Origin of the sequence: Rhodanobacter sp. KK11 (assembly GCF_033345435.1) — a bacterium.
GTDB lineage: Bacteria > Pseudomonadota > Gammaproteobacteria > Xanthomonadales > Rhodanobacteraceae > Rhodanobacter.
Window position 1 is genome coordinate 161,938 of the sequence record NZ_JAWPMI010000002.1, and the last position, 13,199, is coordinate 175,136.

12 protein-coding genes and 1 pseudogene are annotated in these 13,199 nt (G+C 67.6%); 8 read left to right on the forward strand and 5 right to left on the reverse strand.

Annotated features, from left to right (window positions below):
• Positions 1 to 64: 64 nt before the first annotated feature.
• The gene (locus R5H19_RS07165) at positions 65 to 1,306 is read right to left on the reverse strand and encodes an efflux RND transporter periplasmic adaptor subunit (protein WP_318158303.1); all 1,242 of its coding nucleotides are present in this window, start codon (positions 1,304 to 1,306) and stop codon (positions 65 to 67) included.
• Positions 1,307 to 1,448: 142 nt separating this feature from the next.
• Between R5H19_RS07165 and R5H19_RS07170 the strand changes: the two genes are divergently transcribed.
• Entirely contained in the window at positions 1,449 to 2,411 is a 963-nt protein-coding gene (locus tag R5H19_RS07170) for a LysR family transcriptional regulator (RefSeq protein WP_318158304.1), read from the forward strand.
• An 18-nt stretch (positions 2,412 to 2,429) separates the two neighbouring features.
• Here R5H19_RS07170 and R5H19_RS07175 read toward each other — a convergent pair whose 3' ends face one another.
• Positions 2,430 to 3,227 (reverse strand): undecaprenyl-diphosphate phosphatase, encoded by a 798-nt coding sequence (locus tag R5H19_RS07175; protein ID WP_318158305.1) that lies wholly within the window; start codon positions 3,225 to 3,227, stop codon positions 2,430 to 2,432.
• A gap of 298 nt (positions 3,228 to 3,525) precedes the next feature.
• On the opposite strand from R5H19_RS07175, the gene R5H19_RS07180 reads away from it, so the two are divergent.
• The 6 genes and pseudogenes from R5H19_RS07180 (at position 3,526) to R5H19_RS07205 (ending at position 9,725) form a co-directional block, all read left to right on the forward strand.
• Positions 3,526 to 4,581 carry a TraB/GumN family protein gene (locus R5H19_RS07180; RefSeq protein ID WP_318158306.1) on the forward strand — a complete coding sequence of 352 codons (1,056 nt, stop codon included), beginning with the start codon at positions 3,526 to 3,528 and terminating at the stop codon, positions 4,579 to 4,581.
• An 80-nt stretch (positions 4,582 to 4,661) separates the two neighbouring features.
• A complete protein-coding gene (locus R5H19_RS07185) occupies positions 4,662 to 5,264 on the forward strand; it encodes a hypothetical protein (protein WP_318158307.1) in 603 nt (200 codons plus the stop codon).
• Positions 5,265 to 5,707: 443 nt separating this feature from the next.
• Positions 5,708 to 6,046, forward strand: coding sequence for a P-II family nitrogen regulator (locus R5H19_RS07190; protein ID WP_318158308.1), 339 nt, complete (start codon positions 5,708 to 5,710; stop codon positions 6,044 to 6,046).
• A gap of 103 nt (positions 6,047 to 6,149) precedes the next feature.
• Positions 6,150 to 7,388, forward strand: a pseudogene (locus R5H19_RS07195) (ammonium transporter); the annotation flags it as partial.
• 195 nt (positions 7,389 to 7,583) lie between these two features.
• Positions 7,584 to 8,993 carry a type I glutamate--ammonia ligase gene (gene glnA / locus R5H19_RS07200; RefSeq protein ID WP_318158309.1) on the forward strand — a complete coding sequence of 470 codons (1,410 nt, stop codon included), beginning with the start codon at positions 7,584 to 7,586 and terminating at the stop codon, positions 8,991 to 8,993.
• A gap of 348 nt (positions 8,994 to 9,341) precedes the next feature.
• Positions 9,342 to 9,725 carry a DoxX family protein gene (locus R5H19_RS07205; RefSeq protein ID WP_318158310.1) on the forward strand — a complete coding sequence of 128 codons (384 nt, stop codon included), beginning with the start codon at positions 9,342 to 9,344 and terminating at the stop codon, positions 9,723 to 9,725.
• 79 nt (positions 9,726 to 9,804) lie between these two features.
• Here R5H19_RS07205 and R5H19_RS07210 read toward each other — a convergent pair whose 3' ends face one another.
• Positions 9,805 to 10,377, reverse strand: coding sequence for an NADPH-dependent FMN reductase (locus tag R5H19_RS07210; RefSeq protein ID WP_318158311.1), 573 nt, complete (start codon positions 10,375 to 10,377; stop codon positions 9,805 to 9,807).
• Positions 10,378 to 10,426: 49 nt separating this feature from the next.
• Entirely contained in the window at positions 10,427 to 11,038 is a 612-nt protein-coding gene (locus R5H19_RS07215) for an NAD(P)-dependent oxidoreductase (protein ID WP_318158312.1), read from the reverse strand.
• A 141-nt stretch (positions 11,039 to 11,179) separates the two neighbouring features.
• Here R5H19_RS07215 and ygiD point away from each other — a divergent pair, with 141 nt between their 5' ends.
• The gene (gene ygiD, locus R5H19_RS07220; RefSeq protein ID WP_318158313.1) at positions 11,180 to 11,962 is read left to right on the forward strand and encodes a 4,5-DOPA dioxygenase extradiol; all 783 of its coding nucleotides are present in this window, start codon (positions 11,180 to 11,182) and stop codon (positions 11,960 to 11,962) included.
• 25 nt (positions 11,963 to 11,987) lie between these two features.
• Here the strand turns inward: ygiD and R5H19_RS07225 are convergent, their stop codons facing one another.
• Positions 11,988 to 13,187 (reverse strand): amidohydrolase family protein, encoded by a 1,200-nt coding sequence (locus tag R5H19_RS07225; protein ID WP_318158314.1) that lies wholly within the window; start codon positions 13,185 to 13,187, stop codon positions 11,988 to 11,990.
• Positions 13,188 to 13,199: the final 12 nt, after the last annotated feature.

Sequence of the window (13,199 nt, forward strand, 5' to 3'; positions counted from 1 at the left end):
TCACCCCTCTCCAACCTCCCCTGCGGCAATCCCCTTGGGATTGCCGCAGGGGAGGGAGTTGTGCTCAGCCTTGCGGAGCCTTGGTTGCCGTCGTATCGGCCTGCGCCGTGCGCTTGTCGGCATCCGGCATATCGCCGCGCTCGACCAGCGCCTTGTCCGCGCTGTTCAGCCGGTAGCTCATCGCCACCTTCTGCGGATTCACTTCCACCCCGGGGCGCACGCGCTGCAGGCCGTTGACCACCACCAGGTCACTTGGCTGCACGCCGCTGTCGATCACGCGCAAGCCATGGAACAGCGCACCGGTGTCGACCTTGCGGTACTGCACCTTGTGATCCTTGTCGACCACGTAGACGAACTGGTTGCCCAGGTCGGTGCCGATCGCGCGGTCGTCGACCAGCACGCGCGATTGCGCGGGACCGCTCTGCAGCTGCACACGGGCGTACAGGCCGGGCGTGTACAGGCCGTCCGCGTTGTCGAACACCGCGCGCAGGCGCATCGTGCCGGAGCCGGTGTGCAACTGGTTGTCGACGAAGTCGAGGCGGCCCTCGTGCGGATAACCGGATTCGTCGGCCAGGCCCATCGCCGCCTCGATCCGCGCATTGCGGCCGGCCTGCTTCGCGTCGGCGCGCAGGTGGTCGAGCTTGAGCCAGGTCTGTTCGTCCACGTCGAAGTAGACATAGACCGGGTTGACCGAGACCACGCTGGTCAGCACGTCGCTGCTGGTGACCAGGTTGCCTGGGGTGACGCGGGCGTTGCTGACGCGACCGTCGATCGGCGCGCGTACCCGGGTGAAGTCCAGGTTCAGCCGTGCCGCGGCGAGCGCGGCGGTGGCTGCGCCCAGCTGTGCCCGCGCGCTCTGCGCGGTGGTGGCCTGGCGGTCGGCTTCCTGCTGCGCGATCGCGTGCTGGGCCAGCAGCATCTCGGCGCGGCGCTGGTTGGTCTGGGCCAGATCCAGCTCGGCGCGGGCCCGTGCCTGCTCGGCGGCGAGGCGGTCGACCTCGGCCTGATACGGGCGGGCGTCGAGCTGGAACAGCACGTCGCCCTTGTGCACCAGCGCGCCTTCCTGGAACTGCACCGATTCGACGAAGCCGCCGACCCGCGGCTGCACCTGCACCGTGTTGACTGCCTCCAGCCGGCCGGTGAACTCGGCGCTGTCGCTGACCTTGCGGGTCAACGCCTGGGCCACGGTGACTTCCGGGGGCGCCGCGTCGGGGGTCTGCGCCTGGCTGTCATTGCCGTGCAGGAGGACCCAGCTGCCGAGCAGGGTGACGGCGATCAGCGGGACCAGCATCCATTGTTTTTTCATGTTTCGCTCCCAACACCTTGTTGGCCGGACAGGGGGGCCCGGCGAGGGTCGAGAGAATAGGTGTACTTTCCGGTATAGAAAATCCATTCCTCGCGCACTACACTCGTGCGCCCCAGTCACGAATCGACGAGGAATTGAAGCAATGGAAGACTTTTCCGCCATATCGACCTTCGTCCGCGTGGTCGAGGCCAAGAGCTTCGCCGCCGCCGCCAGCCAACTCGGCATGACCCCCTCCGGCGTCAGCCGGGCCGTTTCCCGGCTGGAAGCCCAGCTCGGCGCCCGGCTGCTGTTCCGCTCCACCCGGTCGCTGCGCCTGACCGACGACGGGGCCGCGTTCCATGCCCGTTGCAAGGAAATCCTCGCCGACCTGGCCGAGGCGACCGAGGCGCTGAACTTCGCCAACAGCAAGCCGACCGGCAAGCTGCGCGTGGGCATCTCGCTGTCGGTGGGGCGTGCCGCGGTGATCCCCCGCCTGACCGAGTTCGAGCAGCGCTACCCGGACATCCGGCTGGAACTGTCGATGAGCGACTCGCCGGCGGATCTCAACGGCGAGGGCCTGGATTGCGCGATCCGCGTGGGCCAGCTGGAGGATTCCAGCCTGATCGCGCGCAAGATCGGCTACCTCAGCAACGTGGTGTGCGCCTCGCCCGAGTACCTGCGCAAACACGGCGCGCCGCACAGCATCGAGGACCTGAAGGATCACCGTTGCATCAACTACGTCTACCCGAACGGCCGTCCGCGCCAGTGGCAGTTCGACACGCCGGGCGGACAGGTAAGCGTGGACATCGACGCGCACATGCTGATCAACGACGGCGAGTCGGTGCTGCAGGCGGTGGCGTCCGGCCTGGGCATCACCCAGATGCCGCGCATGATGGCCGCCTGCATGCTCGACAAGGGCATGCTCGAAGTGGTGATGACCGACACCCGCTCGACCGGCAAGCCGGTGTGGATCGTCTACCCGCAGAAGCGCCACCTGTCCGCCCGCGTGCAGGCCTTCATCGAATGGGTGCGCGAGCTGTTCGACCGCACCAACCAGTGCACGGTCGCCACGCCGAAAGCCATGCCGAAACCGGCCTCCAGGGAGGCGCTGGTCGAGGCGGCGTAGGCTCGTGCCGGTGCGGGCTCAGGCCCCTGCCGGTACCAGCCACAGCAGCGCCACACCGAAGGCGATGCGGTAGAGCGCGAACGGGGTGAAGGTGTGGCTGCGGATGTAGCCGAGCAGCCACTTGACCGCCACGAACGCCGTGATCGCCGAGACCACGAAGCCCACCACCAGGGCCGTCCAGTCCTCGTGCGCGGCGCCGCCGCCCTTCACCACCTTCAGCAGCTCGTAGCCGGTGGCCGCGTACATGGTGGGAATGCCGACCAGGAACGCGAACTCGGTGGCCGCCGCGCGATTGCTGGTGCCGAACAGCAGCGCCGCGAAGATCGTCGCGGCCGAGCGCGAGGTGCCGGGGAAGATGCCGGCGATCATCTGCGCGATGCCGACCAGGATCGCCACGCGCCAGGTCACCGCGCTGCGCTCCGGCTGGCGCGCGGCCAGCCGCTCGGCGGCGATCATCCACAGGCCGCCGATCACCAGCGCCCAGGCCACCGGGGTCACCGTCTCGGGCAGCTTGAAGCCCAGCTTCACCGCGATGAAGCCGAGCACGGCGGTGATCGCGAACGCCACCATCAGCTTCAGCAGGTAGTCGCGGTTGGCTGGCTCGCGCCACTGCGTCAGCAGCTGCCAGATACGCTTCCAGTAGATCAGCGTGACCGCCAGGATCGCGCCGGCCTGGATGCCGATGTTGAACAGGTCCGAGCGCGCGCCCAGGCCGAACTGCTCGGCGATCAGCAGGTGGCCGGTCGAGGAGATCGGCAGGAATTCGGTGATGCCTTCGATGATGCCGAGCAGGATGACGCGGAGCAGGTCGGTCACGGGGGGTCCAAGGGAAAAGTCGGGTCGCGTCGGCACGGCAGGCAACCGACGGGGAAGCGGCATAGCTTACGGCTATTGTGGCCAGGGTGGGCGGCCTGGCCACGCGGAGCCGTATCGCCTCGGCGCTGCGGTCGAGGTCCGAAGTCAATATGAAAGATTCATATTGACGCGTCGTGCAGCATGAACGACATTGCCCGGCGCTCGCGGCAGCCTGCCTGCTGCGCGTGCCGGTTTGATGCTGAACGTGGCGGCCGCGCAACGACGTCCGGTCACGGGATAAATAGTCAAGGGAAATGACATGTTCAAGGTTGTCAGGCCTCTCTTCTGCCTGCTGTTACTGGCTGCGTCCTGCCTTGCAGAGACGTTGCTCGCGCAATCGTCGTCGCCTGTGTCCGGCGCGGTAACCGACATGGCGCCGGTGCTGGTGAGCGGTGCCCAGCCGGGGCCGGGGTTGTGGAAGGTGAGCAAGAACGGCCATGTGCTATGGGTACTGGGGACCGTCTCGCCGTTGCCGGAACACATGCAATGGAAGGGTGGTGACGTCGAGAAAGTTGTGGCTTCTTCGCAGCAACTGCTCGAACCGCCCGGCCTCGAGATCGGTGCCCACCTGGGTTTCTTCGGCAAGCTCTTGCTGCTGCCTTCGATGATCGGGCTCAGGAACAACCCCGACGGCGCCACCCTGCAACAGGTGTTGCCTCCGGCGCTTTACGCGCGCTGGGACAGCCGGCGCCAGGAATATCTTGGCGACAGCCACCGCTTCAAACGCCTGCGGCCGATCTTTGCCGGGAAAGCGCTCTATGACGTGGCCATGAAAAGGGCCGGCCTGACTGCCGACGGCGGCGTGCGGGGGATCGTGGATGTGATGGCTGCACGGCATGGGGTGGCCGCCGTCGGTACCAGCTATCGGCTGATACTCGAAAATCCACGCGCGGCGGCGAAGACGTTCAAACAGTCATCGATGGAAGACCTGGAATGCCTGAGCCAGATCATCGACGCCATCGGCAGCGACATGGGACAAGTCGCCGCGCGCGCGAACGCCTGGTCCACTGGTGATATCGAGACGCTTCAAAGCACGCTGGCCAGCCCGCAAAAGGATTCCTGCCTGTCCGCGATAAGCGGTGCGAGGTTTCCGAGAAGGCTCGGCATGTCCGATGTCCAGCAACGGATCGATGGCGCATGGCTGGGTGCGGCCAGGAAGGCCCTCAAGGACAACACCCAGACATTCGCGTTGCTGCCCATGGAGCAGTTGCTGTCGGCTGACGGCTATCTGGCCCGGCTGCACCGCGAAGGATTTGCCGTACAGTCGCCCGACGAACAACAGGTTGGTCCGGCCTCCGGTCAGGCGGGGCGTTGATCCGAGTGCACGGACTCGCTGCCTCGCGGCACGGCAGGACAACGATCGGGGCACATTTGGCCCGCGCATGGCGTGAATCCATGGCGCGGACGGCGATTCTTGCGCTGGTCGCGCTCCTCCACCTGGGATTGTTCGCCCTCTTGCAGGGCGTGCCATGGCCGCGTGTACGAGTCGTTCATGCAACTGCCGGAGATGCGGCCATCAGGATCCGCTTCATCACGCTGCCCGCCAAGTCGCCTCCGGGCATCTCCGCGCGAACACGGCAGGGCACAGCATCAAAACTTATTCCGGTGACGGTCGTGCGTCGCCCCGTCGTCCCGGACAAGGCTCCGGCAGAGGTTCGCCCGCAACGGTCGGAATCGCCGGCGGTACCGGTGGCGGACTACGTTGCCGGTGGCAGCCGCTTCGACGCCGGTCTGCGAGCAGCGCAGCAACGCGTGCCGGTCGTGCGCCTGCCGGGTTCGAGCAGGCCGATTGTTTCCGGTGTGCACATGGTCGATCCACGTTCGCAGGGGGTCAGCGGTGCGGTACGCATGCTCGCGGGTCTGTTCGGTGCCACCGATCCCCACTGCGTTGCGGTCGACTCATGGCGAAGCCTGACCACGCAGGAAATGCTCGACCGCCATATTTCACCCGATGAGGTGGACAGGATGGCCGAAGAGTACCGGTGCAAACCGCGTTGAGTGCGCGGCTTGTCCGTTCGACCAGGGCCGGGGACTTCCCGGCGAGCCGTCGCGGGGGGTGTGCGTCATGCTGCCGTGCCGAGGGCGGCCGGGTGAGCTTCCGGTAGACCGGCAGCGGCCCCGGTGCGTGGCAGCGGGATGAATGCGGCCGGCGCACTGGAACAGTGCAAACGGTTCGTGCTGGTGATCGCGGCTGGTGCCAACACGGGCAGGCGCCGGCCTGCCCGCCGGCCGTGATGCCGCTGTTGCAACGACTTCATCCGATGGCACAGGCCTTGCTGAGCAAGGCCATGGCAGCCGTGCGCGGCTTGCGCATGGCCGGGACGCCGACGTGCGTGGCGAACGTGTCCGTCGCCTCGTACGGCGACTGGAGCTGGGCGCGGCTGCATGTTTGCCAGCCCTGGTCGGATCGTTCTGAAAGACCTCCTGCGGTGGAGTCACCCATGAAACTGATCACCAGCATCATCCGTCCGTACAAGCTTGACGAGGTGCGCGACGCGCTGGCGCATGCCGGCGCCTCGGGCATCACGGTGACCGAGGTGCGCGGCTTCGGCCGCCAGAAGGGCCACACCGAGCTGTACCGCGGTGCCGAGTACGTGGTCGATTTCCTGCCCAAGCTGAAGGTCGAGATGGTGGTGCCCGACGCGCTGCTCGATGCGGTGCTGGAGGAGCTGCAGCACGCCGCGCGCACCGGCAACGTCGGCGACGGCAAGGTGTTCGTCACCGGCGTGGAACGGGTGGTGCGCATCCGCACCGGCGAGCTCGACGCCGATGCGCTCTGATCCCCGCTCCGTGAGGTTCCCCATGAAGAAGTCCAACCTCCCTCGCGGCATCGCCAGGGGCCTGCTGCTGCTCGCCACGCCGCTGCTGCACGCCGCCACGCCCGCACCCGTGGTCGACAAGGGCGACGTGGCGTGGATGCTCACTTCCACCTTGCTGGTGCTGCTGATGACGGTGCCTGGTCTGGCGCTGTTCTATGGCGGCCTGGTGCGCGCGAAGAACGTGCTGTCGGTGCTGATGCAGGTGCTGACCGTGTGCTCGTTGCTGCTGCTGTTGTGGGTGGCGTACGGCTACAGCCTCGCCTTCAGCGGCGGCGGCGCGGTGATCGGCAATTTCCACAAGCTGTTCCTGCACGGAGTAACGAAGGACACGCTGGCGGCCACGTTCACCACCGGCGTGGCGCTGCCGGAATATGTGTTCGTGGCGTTCCAGGCCACCTTCGCCGGCATCACCGGCGCGCTGATCGTGGGCGCGATCGCCGAGCGCATGCGTTTCGGCGCGCTGCTGCTGTTCGTGGCGATCTGGTTCACCTTCGCCTACCTGCCGATCGCGCACATGGTGTGGGCCGGACCGCAGGGCTTCCTGTTCGCCCGGGGCGCGCTGGATTTCGCCGGCGGCACCGTGGTGCACATCAACGCCGGCGTGGCCGGGCTGGTCGCCGCCTGGTTGGTCGGGCCACGGCTCGGTTTCGGCCGCGAACCGATGAAGCCGCACAACGTGACTTTCACCATGCTCGGTGCGGCGCTGCTGTGGGTCGGCTGGTTCGGCTTCAACGCCGGCTCCAACCTGGAGGCGAACGCGGGCGCGGCGCTGGCCTTCCTCAACACCCTGTTGGCCGCGGCGGCGGCGGTGCTGGCGTGGCTGGCGGTGGAGGCGCGGAAGCGCGGGCACGCCTCGATGGTGGGCGGCGCCTCCGGCGCGGTGGCCGGGCTGGTCGGCATCACCCCGGCCTGCGGCACGGTGGGGCCGCTGGGCGCGATCGTGATCGGCGCGCTGGCCAGCCTCGGCTGCGTGTGGGGCGTGGCCGGGCTGAAGCGGTGGCTGCATGCGGACGACGCGCTCGACGTGTTCGGCGTGCACGGCGTCGGCGGCATCGTCGGTGCGCTGCTGACCGGCGTGTTCAGCACGCCGGGGCTGGGCGGCACCGGTGCGGCGGGCTATTCGGTGCTCCGCCAGCTCGGCGTGCAGGCGCTGGGCGTGGGCATCACCGTGCTGTGGAGCGGACTGGTCGCGGTGGCGGCCTGCCTGGTGGTCAAGGCAGTGTTCGGGCTGCGCGTGCCGCACGAGGCCGAGCGCGAAGGGCTGGACATTACCTCGCATGGCGAAAGCGCCTACGATGGCTGAGGCAAGGGCTGCGGTACAGGCCGTGCAGCCCATGATGGTGCAATATGCCTGAAAGTTTGCACCGTCATGTTGCCAGTGGTTCCCGGGCTACGGTCGCGGCCTCCGCCAAGCCCTTGCCGGACAAGAGTTCCGGTTGCTGGCATGGACCTTGCCAAAGGCTTGTCATCCGCCACCATCCACCATCGAGGTTGTTCCATGTCCGCCAACAAAGTGCTCGACCTGATCCAGGAACACGAAGTCGAGTTCGTCGACCTGCGCTTCGCCGACATGCTCGGCGTGCACCACCACGTCACCTTCCCGGCCCACGCGATCGACGAGTCGACGTTCGAGGACGGCAAGATGTTCGACGGCTCCTCGATCACCGGTTGGAAGGGCATCAACGAGTCGGACATGATCCTGCTGCCCGACCCGGACACCGCCCACCTCGACCCGTTCAGCTCGCACGTGCAGCTGATCCTGCATTGCGACGTGCTGGAACCGAGCACCATGCAGGCCTACGGCCGCGACCCGCGCTCGATCGCCAAGCGCGGCGAGGCCTACCTCAAATCCACCGGCATCGCCGACACCGCGTACTTCGGCCCCGAGCCGGAGTTCTTCATCTTCGACTCGGTGCGCTGGCAGAACGATCCGGGCCGCGTGTTCTACGAGATCGGTTCGGAAGAGGCGGCGTGGTCGTCGCGCTACAAGTACGACGGCGAGAACCACGGCCACCGTCCGGGCGTGAAGGGCGGCTACTTCCCGGTCAGCCCGGTCGATTCGCTGGGCGACCTGCGCGCGGACATGTGCAAGGTGCTGGAGTCGCTCGGCCAGACCGTCGAGGTGCACCACCACGAAGTGGCGAACGCCGGCCAGTGCGAGATCGGCGTCAAGTTCAACACGCTGGTGAAGAAGGCCGACGAGCTGATGACGATGAAATACGTCATCAAGAACGTGGCGCACCAGAACGGCAAGACCGTCACCTTCATGCCCAAGCCGCTGGTCGGCGACAACGGCTCGGGCATGCACGTGCACCAGTCGCTGGCCAAGAACGGCGAGAACCTGTTCGCCGGCGACCTCTACGGTGGCCTCAGCCAGACCGCGCTGTGGTACATCGGCGGCATCTTCAAGCACGCCCGCGCGATCAACGCGTTCGCCAACTCCACCACCAACAGCTACAAGCGCCTGGTGCCGGGCTTCGAGGCGCCGGTGATGCTGGCGTATTCGGCGCGCAACCGCTCGGCGAGCTGCCGCATCCCGTACGTGGCCAGCCCGAAGGGCCGCCGCATCGAGGTGCGCTTCCCCGACCCGATGAACTCCGGCTACCTGGTGTTCACCGCGCTGATGATGGCCGGCCTCGACGGCATCCTGAACAAGATCGACCCCGGCGCGCCGGCCGACAAGGACCTGTACGACCTGCCGCCGGAAGAGGAGAAGAACATCCCGCAGGTGTGCTCCAGCCTGGACGCCGCGCTGGAAGCGCTGGACAAGGACCGCGAGTTCCTGAAGGCCGGCGGCGTGTTCACCGACGACTTCATCGACGCCTACATCGAGGTGAAGATGAAGGAAGTGACCAAGTACCGCGCCAGCACCCATCCGCTGGAGTTCCAGATGTACTACTCGCTCTGAGCGGGTCGATCGTGCGGTGAAGGCAACGGGCGCCTCGGCGCCCGTTGTCGTTTCAGCGGGGTCGCGCTCGGAACGTCACCTGCGTGTACAGGCCGATCACGAAGGCGTCGGGGATGGTGCCGGTGCCGTGGGGCGCCCGCGTGCACGGGATGCTGGCGTCCTCCCGTGCGTGCCGGCGAACCGATTGCGCGTGGATGGCGCCAGGCAGATGATCCTCGCGGGATGGCATGCGTGATTGCGAGTCATCCTGACGGCGTAATGTGGCGAGGTTCGAGTCCAATCCAGGCCATGCCGCCCGTCCCGGACGAGCCGGCATGCGCCATCTGACGAAATCCCGAGGAGAACGTCATGGACAAATTGATAAGCGTGGCGGCACGTCTGTTGATGGCGCAGATCTTCATCATCTCCGGCTGGCAGAAGCTGACCGGTTTCAGCGCCACGGTGGCCTACTTCACCTCGGTGCACATCCCATTGGCCGTGGTGGTGACGCCGTTGGTCATCCTCATCGAGCTGGGCGGTGGACTTGCCCTGCTGTTCGGCTTCAAGACCCGCTGGGTGGCGGCCGTGATCGCATTGTTCACCGTGGGCGCGGCGCTGATCGCGCACACGAATTTCGCCGACCAGGGCCAGGTGATCAACTTCATGAAAAATCTCTCGATCGCCGGCGGCCTGCTGTGGTTCGTCAGGAACGGCGGCGGCACGGCGAGCATCGACGCGCAGATCGAGGAATAGCGTTGCCGGAACCCCCGTGAGCCGCCGCCGTACCCGTGCGCGAACGGCGGCGAGGTTATGCGGGCGGGAAGTCGCGGCTTCAGTTCTCGCGCGGATGCACGGTCAGCACGCGCTCGATGAACAGGTGCAGTTCCTTCAGGTAGTTGCCCAGGAACTCGGCGGTGGAGTCGTCGCTGACCGTGCCGTCTTCCGAGATCAGCCCCGGCTTGAACTGGATGTACGCCTCCATCGTGTTCATCAGCGGCGAGTTGCAGAAGCACAGCACGCCGCGCAGCTGCTGCTGGGCCACCGCGGTGCCGATCGAGCCGGGCGAGGTGCCGATGATGCCGGAGGGTTTGCGCGCGAACGAGTTCTTGCCCCATGGCCGGCTGGCCCAGTCGATCGCATTTTTCAGTGCGCCGGGGATCGAGCGGTTGTACTCCGGGGTGACGAACAGCACCCCGTCGACCTCGGCGATCGCCTGCTTGAACGCGCGCGCCACCGGCGGGAAGTCGGCGTCGTAGTCGTAGCTGTACAGCGGCAGGTCCCGGATCGGGATCTCCACCAGTTGCAGCCCGGACGGCGCGAGGCGGGTGAGCGCCTTGGCCAGCAGACGGTTGATCGAGCCCTTGGCGAGGCTGCCGACGAGATAGCCGACTTTGTAGGTTTTCATGTGCGTGTCGTCCTGGTGGGTGGAACGCGCCGCAGCCACCCGGCTGCGGTCAGTAACCGACGGTGAAGCGCTGTCGCGAATGCTTCGGCGCCTCCAGTTCGTCGACCATGGCAATGGCGAAGTCTTCCATCGAGATCCAGCTGCGGCCGCTCGCGTCGGTGAGCAGGCGCTCGTCGCCGAGCCGGAAGCTGCCGGTGCGCTCGCCCGGCACGAACTCGGCCGAGGGTGACAGGAAGCTCCAGTCGAGCCGCGATTCCTGGCGCAGCGTTTCGAGAAAGCGGCGCCCGGCCTCCGCCTCCGGCTTGTACGCTGCCGGGAAACCCGGCGCATCGATCAGGGCCTTGCCCGGCGCGACCTCCAGGCTGCCGGCGCCGCCGACCACCAGCAGCCGGGGCACGTCGGCCTGCTTCAGCGCGGCGATCAGCGCCGCGGCGTCGGACGTGGCGAATTTCATGGCGCTGATCACGGCGTCGTGGCCGGCCAGCAACGGCGCCAGCTGCGCCGGCCGGGTGGCGTCGGCGTTCTTCAGCAGCAACCGCGGCCGGGCGGCCACCCCGCCGGTATTGCGGGCGATGCCGGTGACCTCGTGCCCGCGCCGAAGCAGTTCCGCCAGCAGGCGCGAGCCGACCTGTCCGCTGATGCCGATCAGTGCGACCTTCATGCTTGTCATCCGGCGGGCCGGCCGGGAATGGACATCCATTCGCCATCGCCATCGCTCACGCCAAGCTAACGCCGCGAATGTCATCACGGCGTGGACACGGGCGGCCACGGGGCTGCGTCCGGCGATACCGAAGGACATGCCATGAACACACGTATGCCGACCATCTTCCTCGGCCACGGCAATCCGATGAATGCGCTGCACGTCAACGCCTGGACGCAGGGCTGGGCGGCGCTCGGCCAGCGCCTGCCGCAGCGGCCGCGCGCGGTGCTGGCGGTGTCGGCGCACTGGTACCTGCCGGGCACCGCGGTCACCGCGATGGCGGCGCCGCGCACCATCCATGATTTCGGCGGCTTCCCGCGCGAGCTGTTCGAGGTGCAATACCCGGCACCCGGCGATCCCAGCCTGGTGCGCCGCGTGCGCGAACTGCTGCAGCCGCTGGACGTGCGCGCGGATCTTGCGTGGGGGCTGGACCACGGCACCTGGTCGGTGCTGCGCCATGTGTTTCCCGCCGCCGACGTGCCGGTGGTGCAGTTGTCCATCGACGAGACGCAGCCGCCGGCGTTCCACTACGAACTGGGTCGCCGGTTGCGTCCGTTGCGCAACGAAGACGTGCTGCTGCTCGGCAGCGGCAATGTGGTGCACAACCTGCACGCCTATGCCTGGGGCCGGCATCCGGTCGAGCCGTTCGACTGGGCGCAGCGTTTCGAGGCGACCGCGCGCGAGCTGATGTTGCGGGGTGACCACCCGGCGCTGGTGGACTACGAGGCGCTGGGCCCCGACGCGGAGCTGGCGATCCCCACGCCGGAGCACTACCTGCCACTGCTCTACGTGATCGGCGCCAGCGAGCCGGGCGAGCCGGTGACGTTCCCGGTCGAGGGCATGGACGGCGGTTCGATCTCGATGCTGTCCGTGCAGTTCGGCTGAGCGCCGACGGCGCCCGCGCCCGTCTTCAATGGCTCGCCGCCTTCGCCGGCCCGCGCTGGACGCGCCCGCTCTTCATCACGAAATCCACCCTGGCAGTGGCGCCGATGTCGGCCAGCGGGTCGCCCGGCATGGCCACGATGTCGGCGTGCTTGCCGACCGCGAGTACGCCAATGTCGTCCTGGCCGAGCAGCTCCGCGGCGACGCTGGTAGCGGCTTTCAGCGCGCGCAGCGGCGTAAGGCCGGCCGCCACCATCGCCTGGAATTCGAGGATGCCGTGGCTGAAGGGGAACATGCCGCAGTCGGTGCCGTAGGCGATCTTCACCTTGCTCTGCGCGATCAGCCGCTGCGACTCGACGATCGTGCCGCTGTCGCGGCTGAACTTCCAGATCGCCTGGCACGGCAAGGTGTGCTCGTGCAGGGCGTGCAGGTCTTCCTGGGTCATCTGCATCGTCGGCACCAGCCAGGCGCCGACCTGCTCCGCCATCGCCAGCGCCTCGGCATCGATCAGGTAGGCGTGTTCCAGGCTGCGCGCGCCGGCGCGGATCGCCTGCCGGCAACCGTCGGCGGCGCCGGTGTGCACCGCCACCGGCATGCCCAGCTGCCGCGCGGTGGCGGCGAGCAGGTTCATCTCGTCGTCGAACCAGGTCACCCGGGCCGGGTCGTCGCCGGGGCTGAAGTAGCCGCCGGTGTTGGTGGTCTTGATCCAGTCGCTGCCGAAGGCGTGCTCGCGGCGCACCAGCGCCTTGATCGTGCCCGCGTCGTCGGCGAGGGCGGAGACGGGGATGTCCCAGCGCGGGCCGTAGAACCCGCGCAGGTCGCCATGCCCGGCCGACGAGCTGATGATGTGCGCGGCGACGATCAGCCGCGGCCCCTCGACGAGGCCGGCGGCGAGCGCGTTGCGCAGGTCCACGGTGGGGAAGTCCGGATCGACGCAGCCCATGTCGCGCAGGGTGGTGAAGCCGTAGCGCATGTACTCGCGGGCGATGCTCAGCCCCTTGAGCGCCTTGGTTGCGGACGAGGCCAGCGTCTGCTGCGCCAGGTCGGCGGCATCCATGGTCAGGTGGACGTGGCAGTCGATGAAGCCGGGGCTCACCGTGTGCCCGGACAGGTCGATCGTCTGCACGTCGGGCGGGCGGCGCACCGCGGGTCCGATCTCGGCGATGCGATCGTCTTCCACGAGGATCTCGACCGGGCCGGTCAGGCGGTCGGCTACGCCATCGAACATGCCACCGCACCG

Bases quoted from the DNA above. Each gene is read 5' to 3' on its own strand.
- R5H19_RS07165 (WP_318158303.1), bottom strand. From the start codon at position 1,306: ATGAAAAAACAATGGATGCTGGTCCCGCTGATCGCCGTCACCCTGCTC.
- R5H19_RS07170 (WP_318158304.1), top strand. From the start codon at position 1,449: ATGGAAGACTTTTCCGCCATATCGACCTTCGTCCGCGTGGTCGAGGCC.
- R5H19_RS07180 (WP_318158306.1), top strand. From the start codon at position 3,526: ATGTTCAAGGTTGTCAGGCCTCTCTTCTGCCTGCTGTTACTGGCTGCG.
- R5H19_RS07185 (WP_318158307.1), top strand. From the start codon at position 4,662: ATGGCGCGGACGGCGATTCTTGCGCTGGTCGCGCTCCTCCACCTGGGA.
- R5H19_RS07190 (WP_318158308.1), top strand. From the start codon at position 5,708: ATGAAACTGATCACCAGCATCATCCGTCCGTACAAGCTTGACGAGGTG.
- glnA (WP_318158309.1), top strand. From the start codon at position 7,584: ATGTCCGCCAACAAAGTGCTCGACCTGATCCAGGAACACGAAGTCGAG.
- R5H19_RS07205 (WP_318158310.1), top strand. From the start codon at position 9,342: ATGGACAAATTGATAAGCGTGGCGGCACGTCTGTTGATGGCGCAGATC.
- R5H19_RS07210 (WP_318158311.1), bottom strand. From the start codon at position 10,377: ATGAAAACCTACAAAGTCGGCTATCTCGTCGGCAGCCTCGCCAAGGGC.
- R5H19_RS07215 (WP_318158312.1), bottom strand. From the start codon at position 11,038: ATGAAGGTCGCACTGATCGGCATCAGCGGACAGGTCGGCTCGCGCCTG.
- ygiD (WP_318158313.1), top strand. From the start codon at position 11,180: ATGAACACACGTATGCCGACCATCTTCCTCGGCCACGGCAATCCGATG.
- R5H19_RS07225 (WP_318158314.1), bottom strand. From the start codon at position 13,187: ATGTTCGATGGCGTAGCCGACCGCCTGACCGGCCCGGTCGAGATCCTC.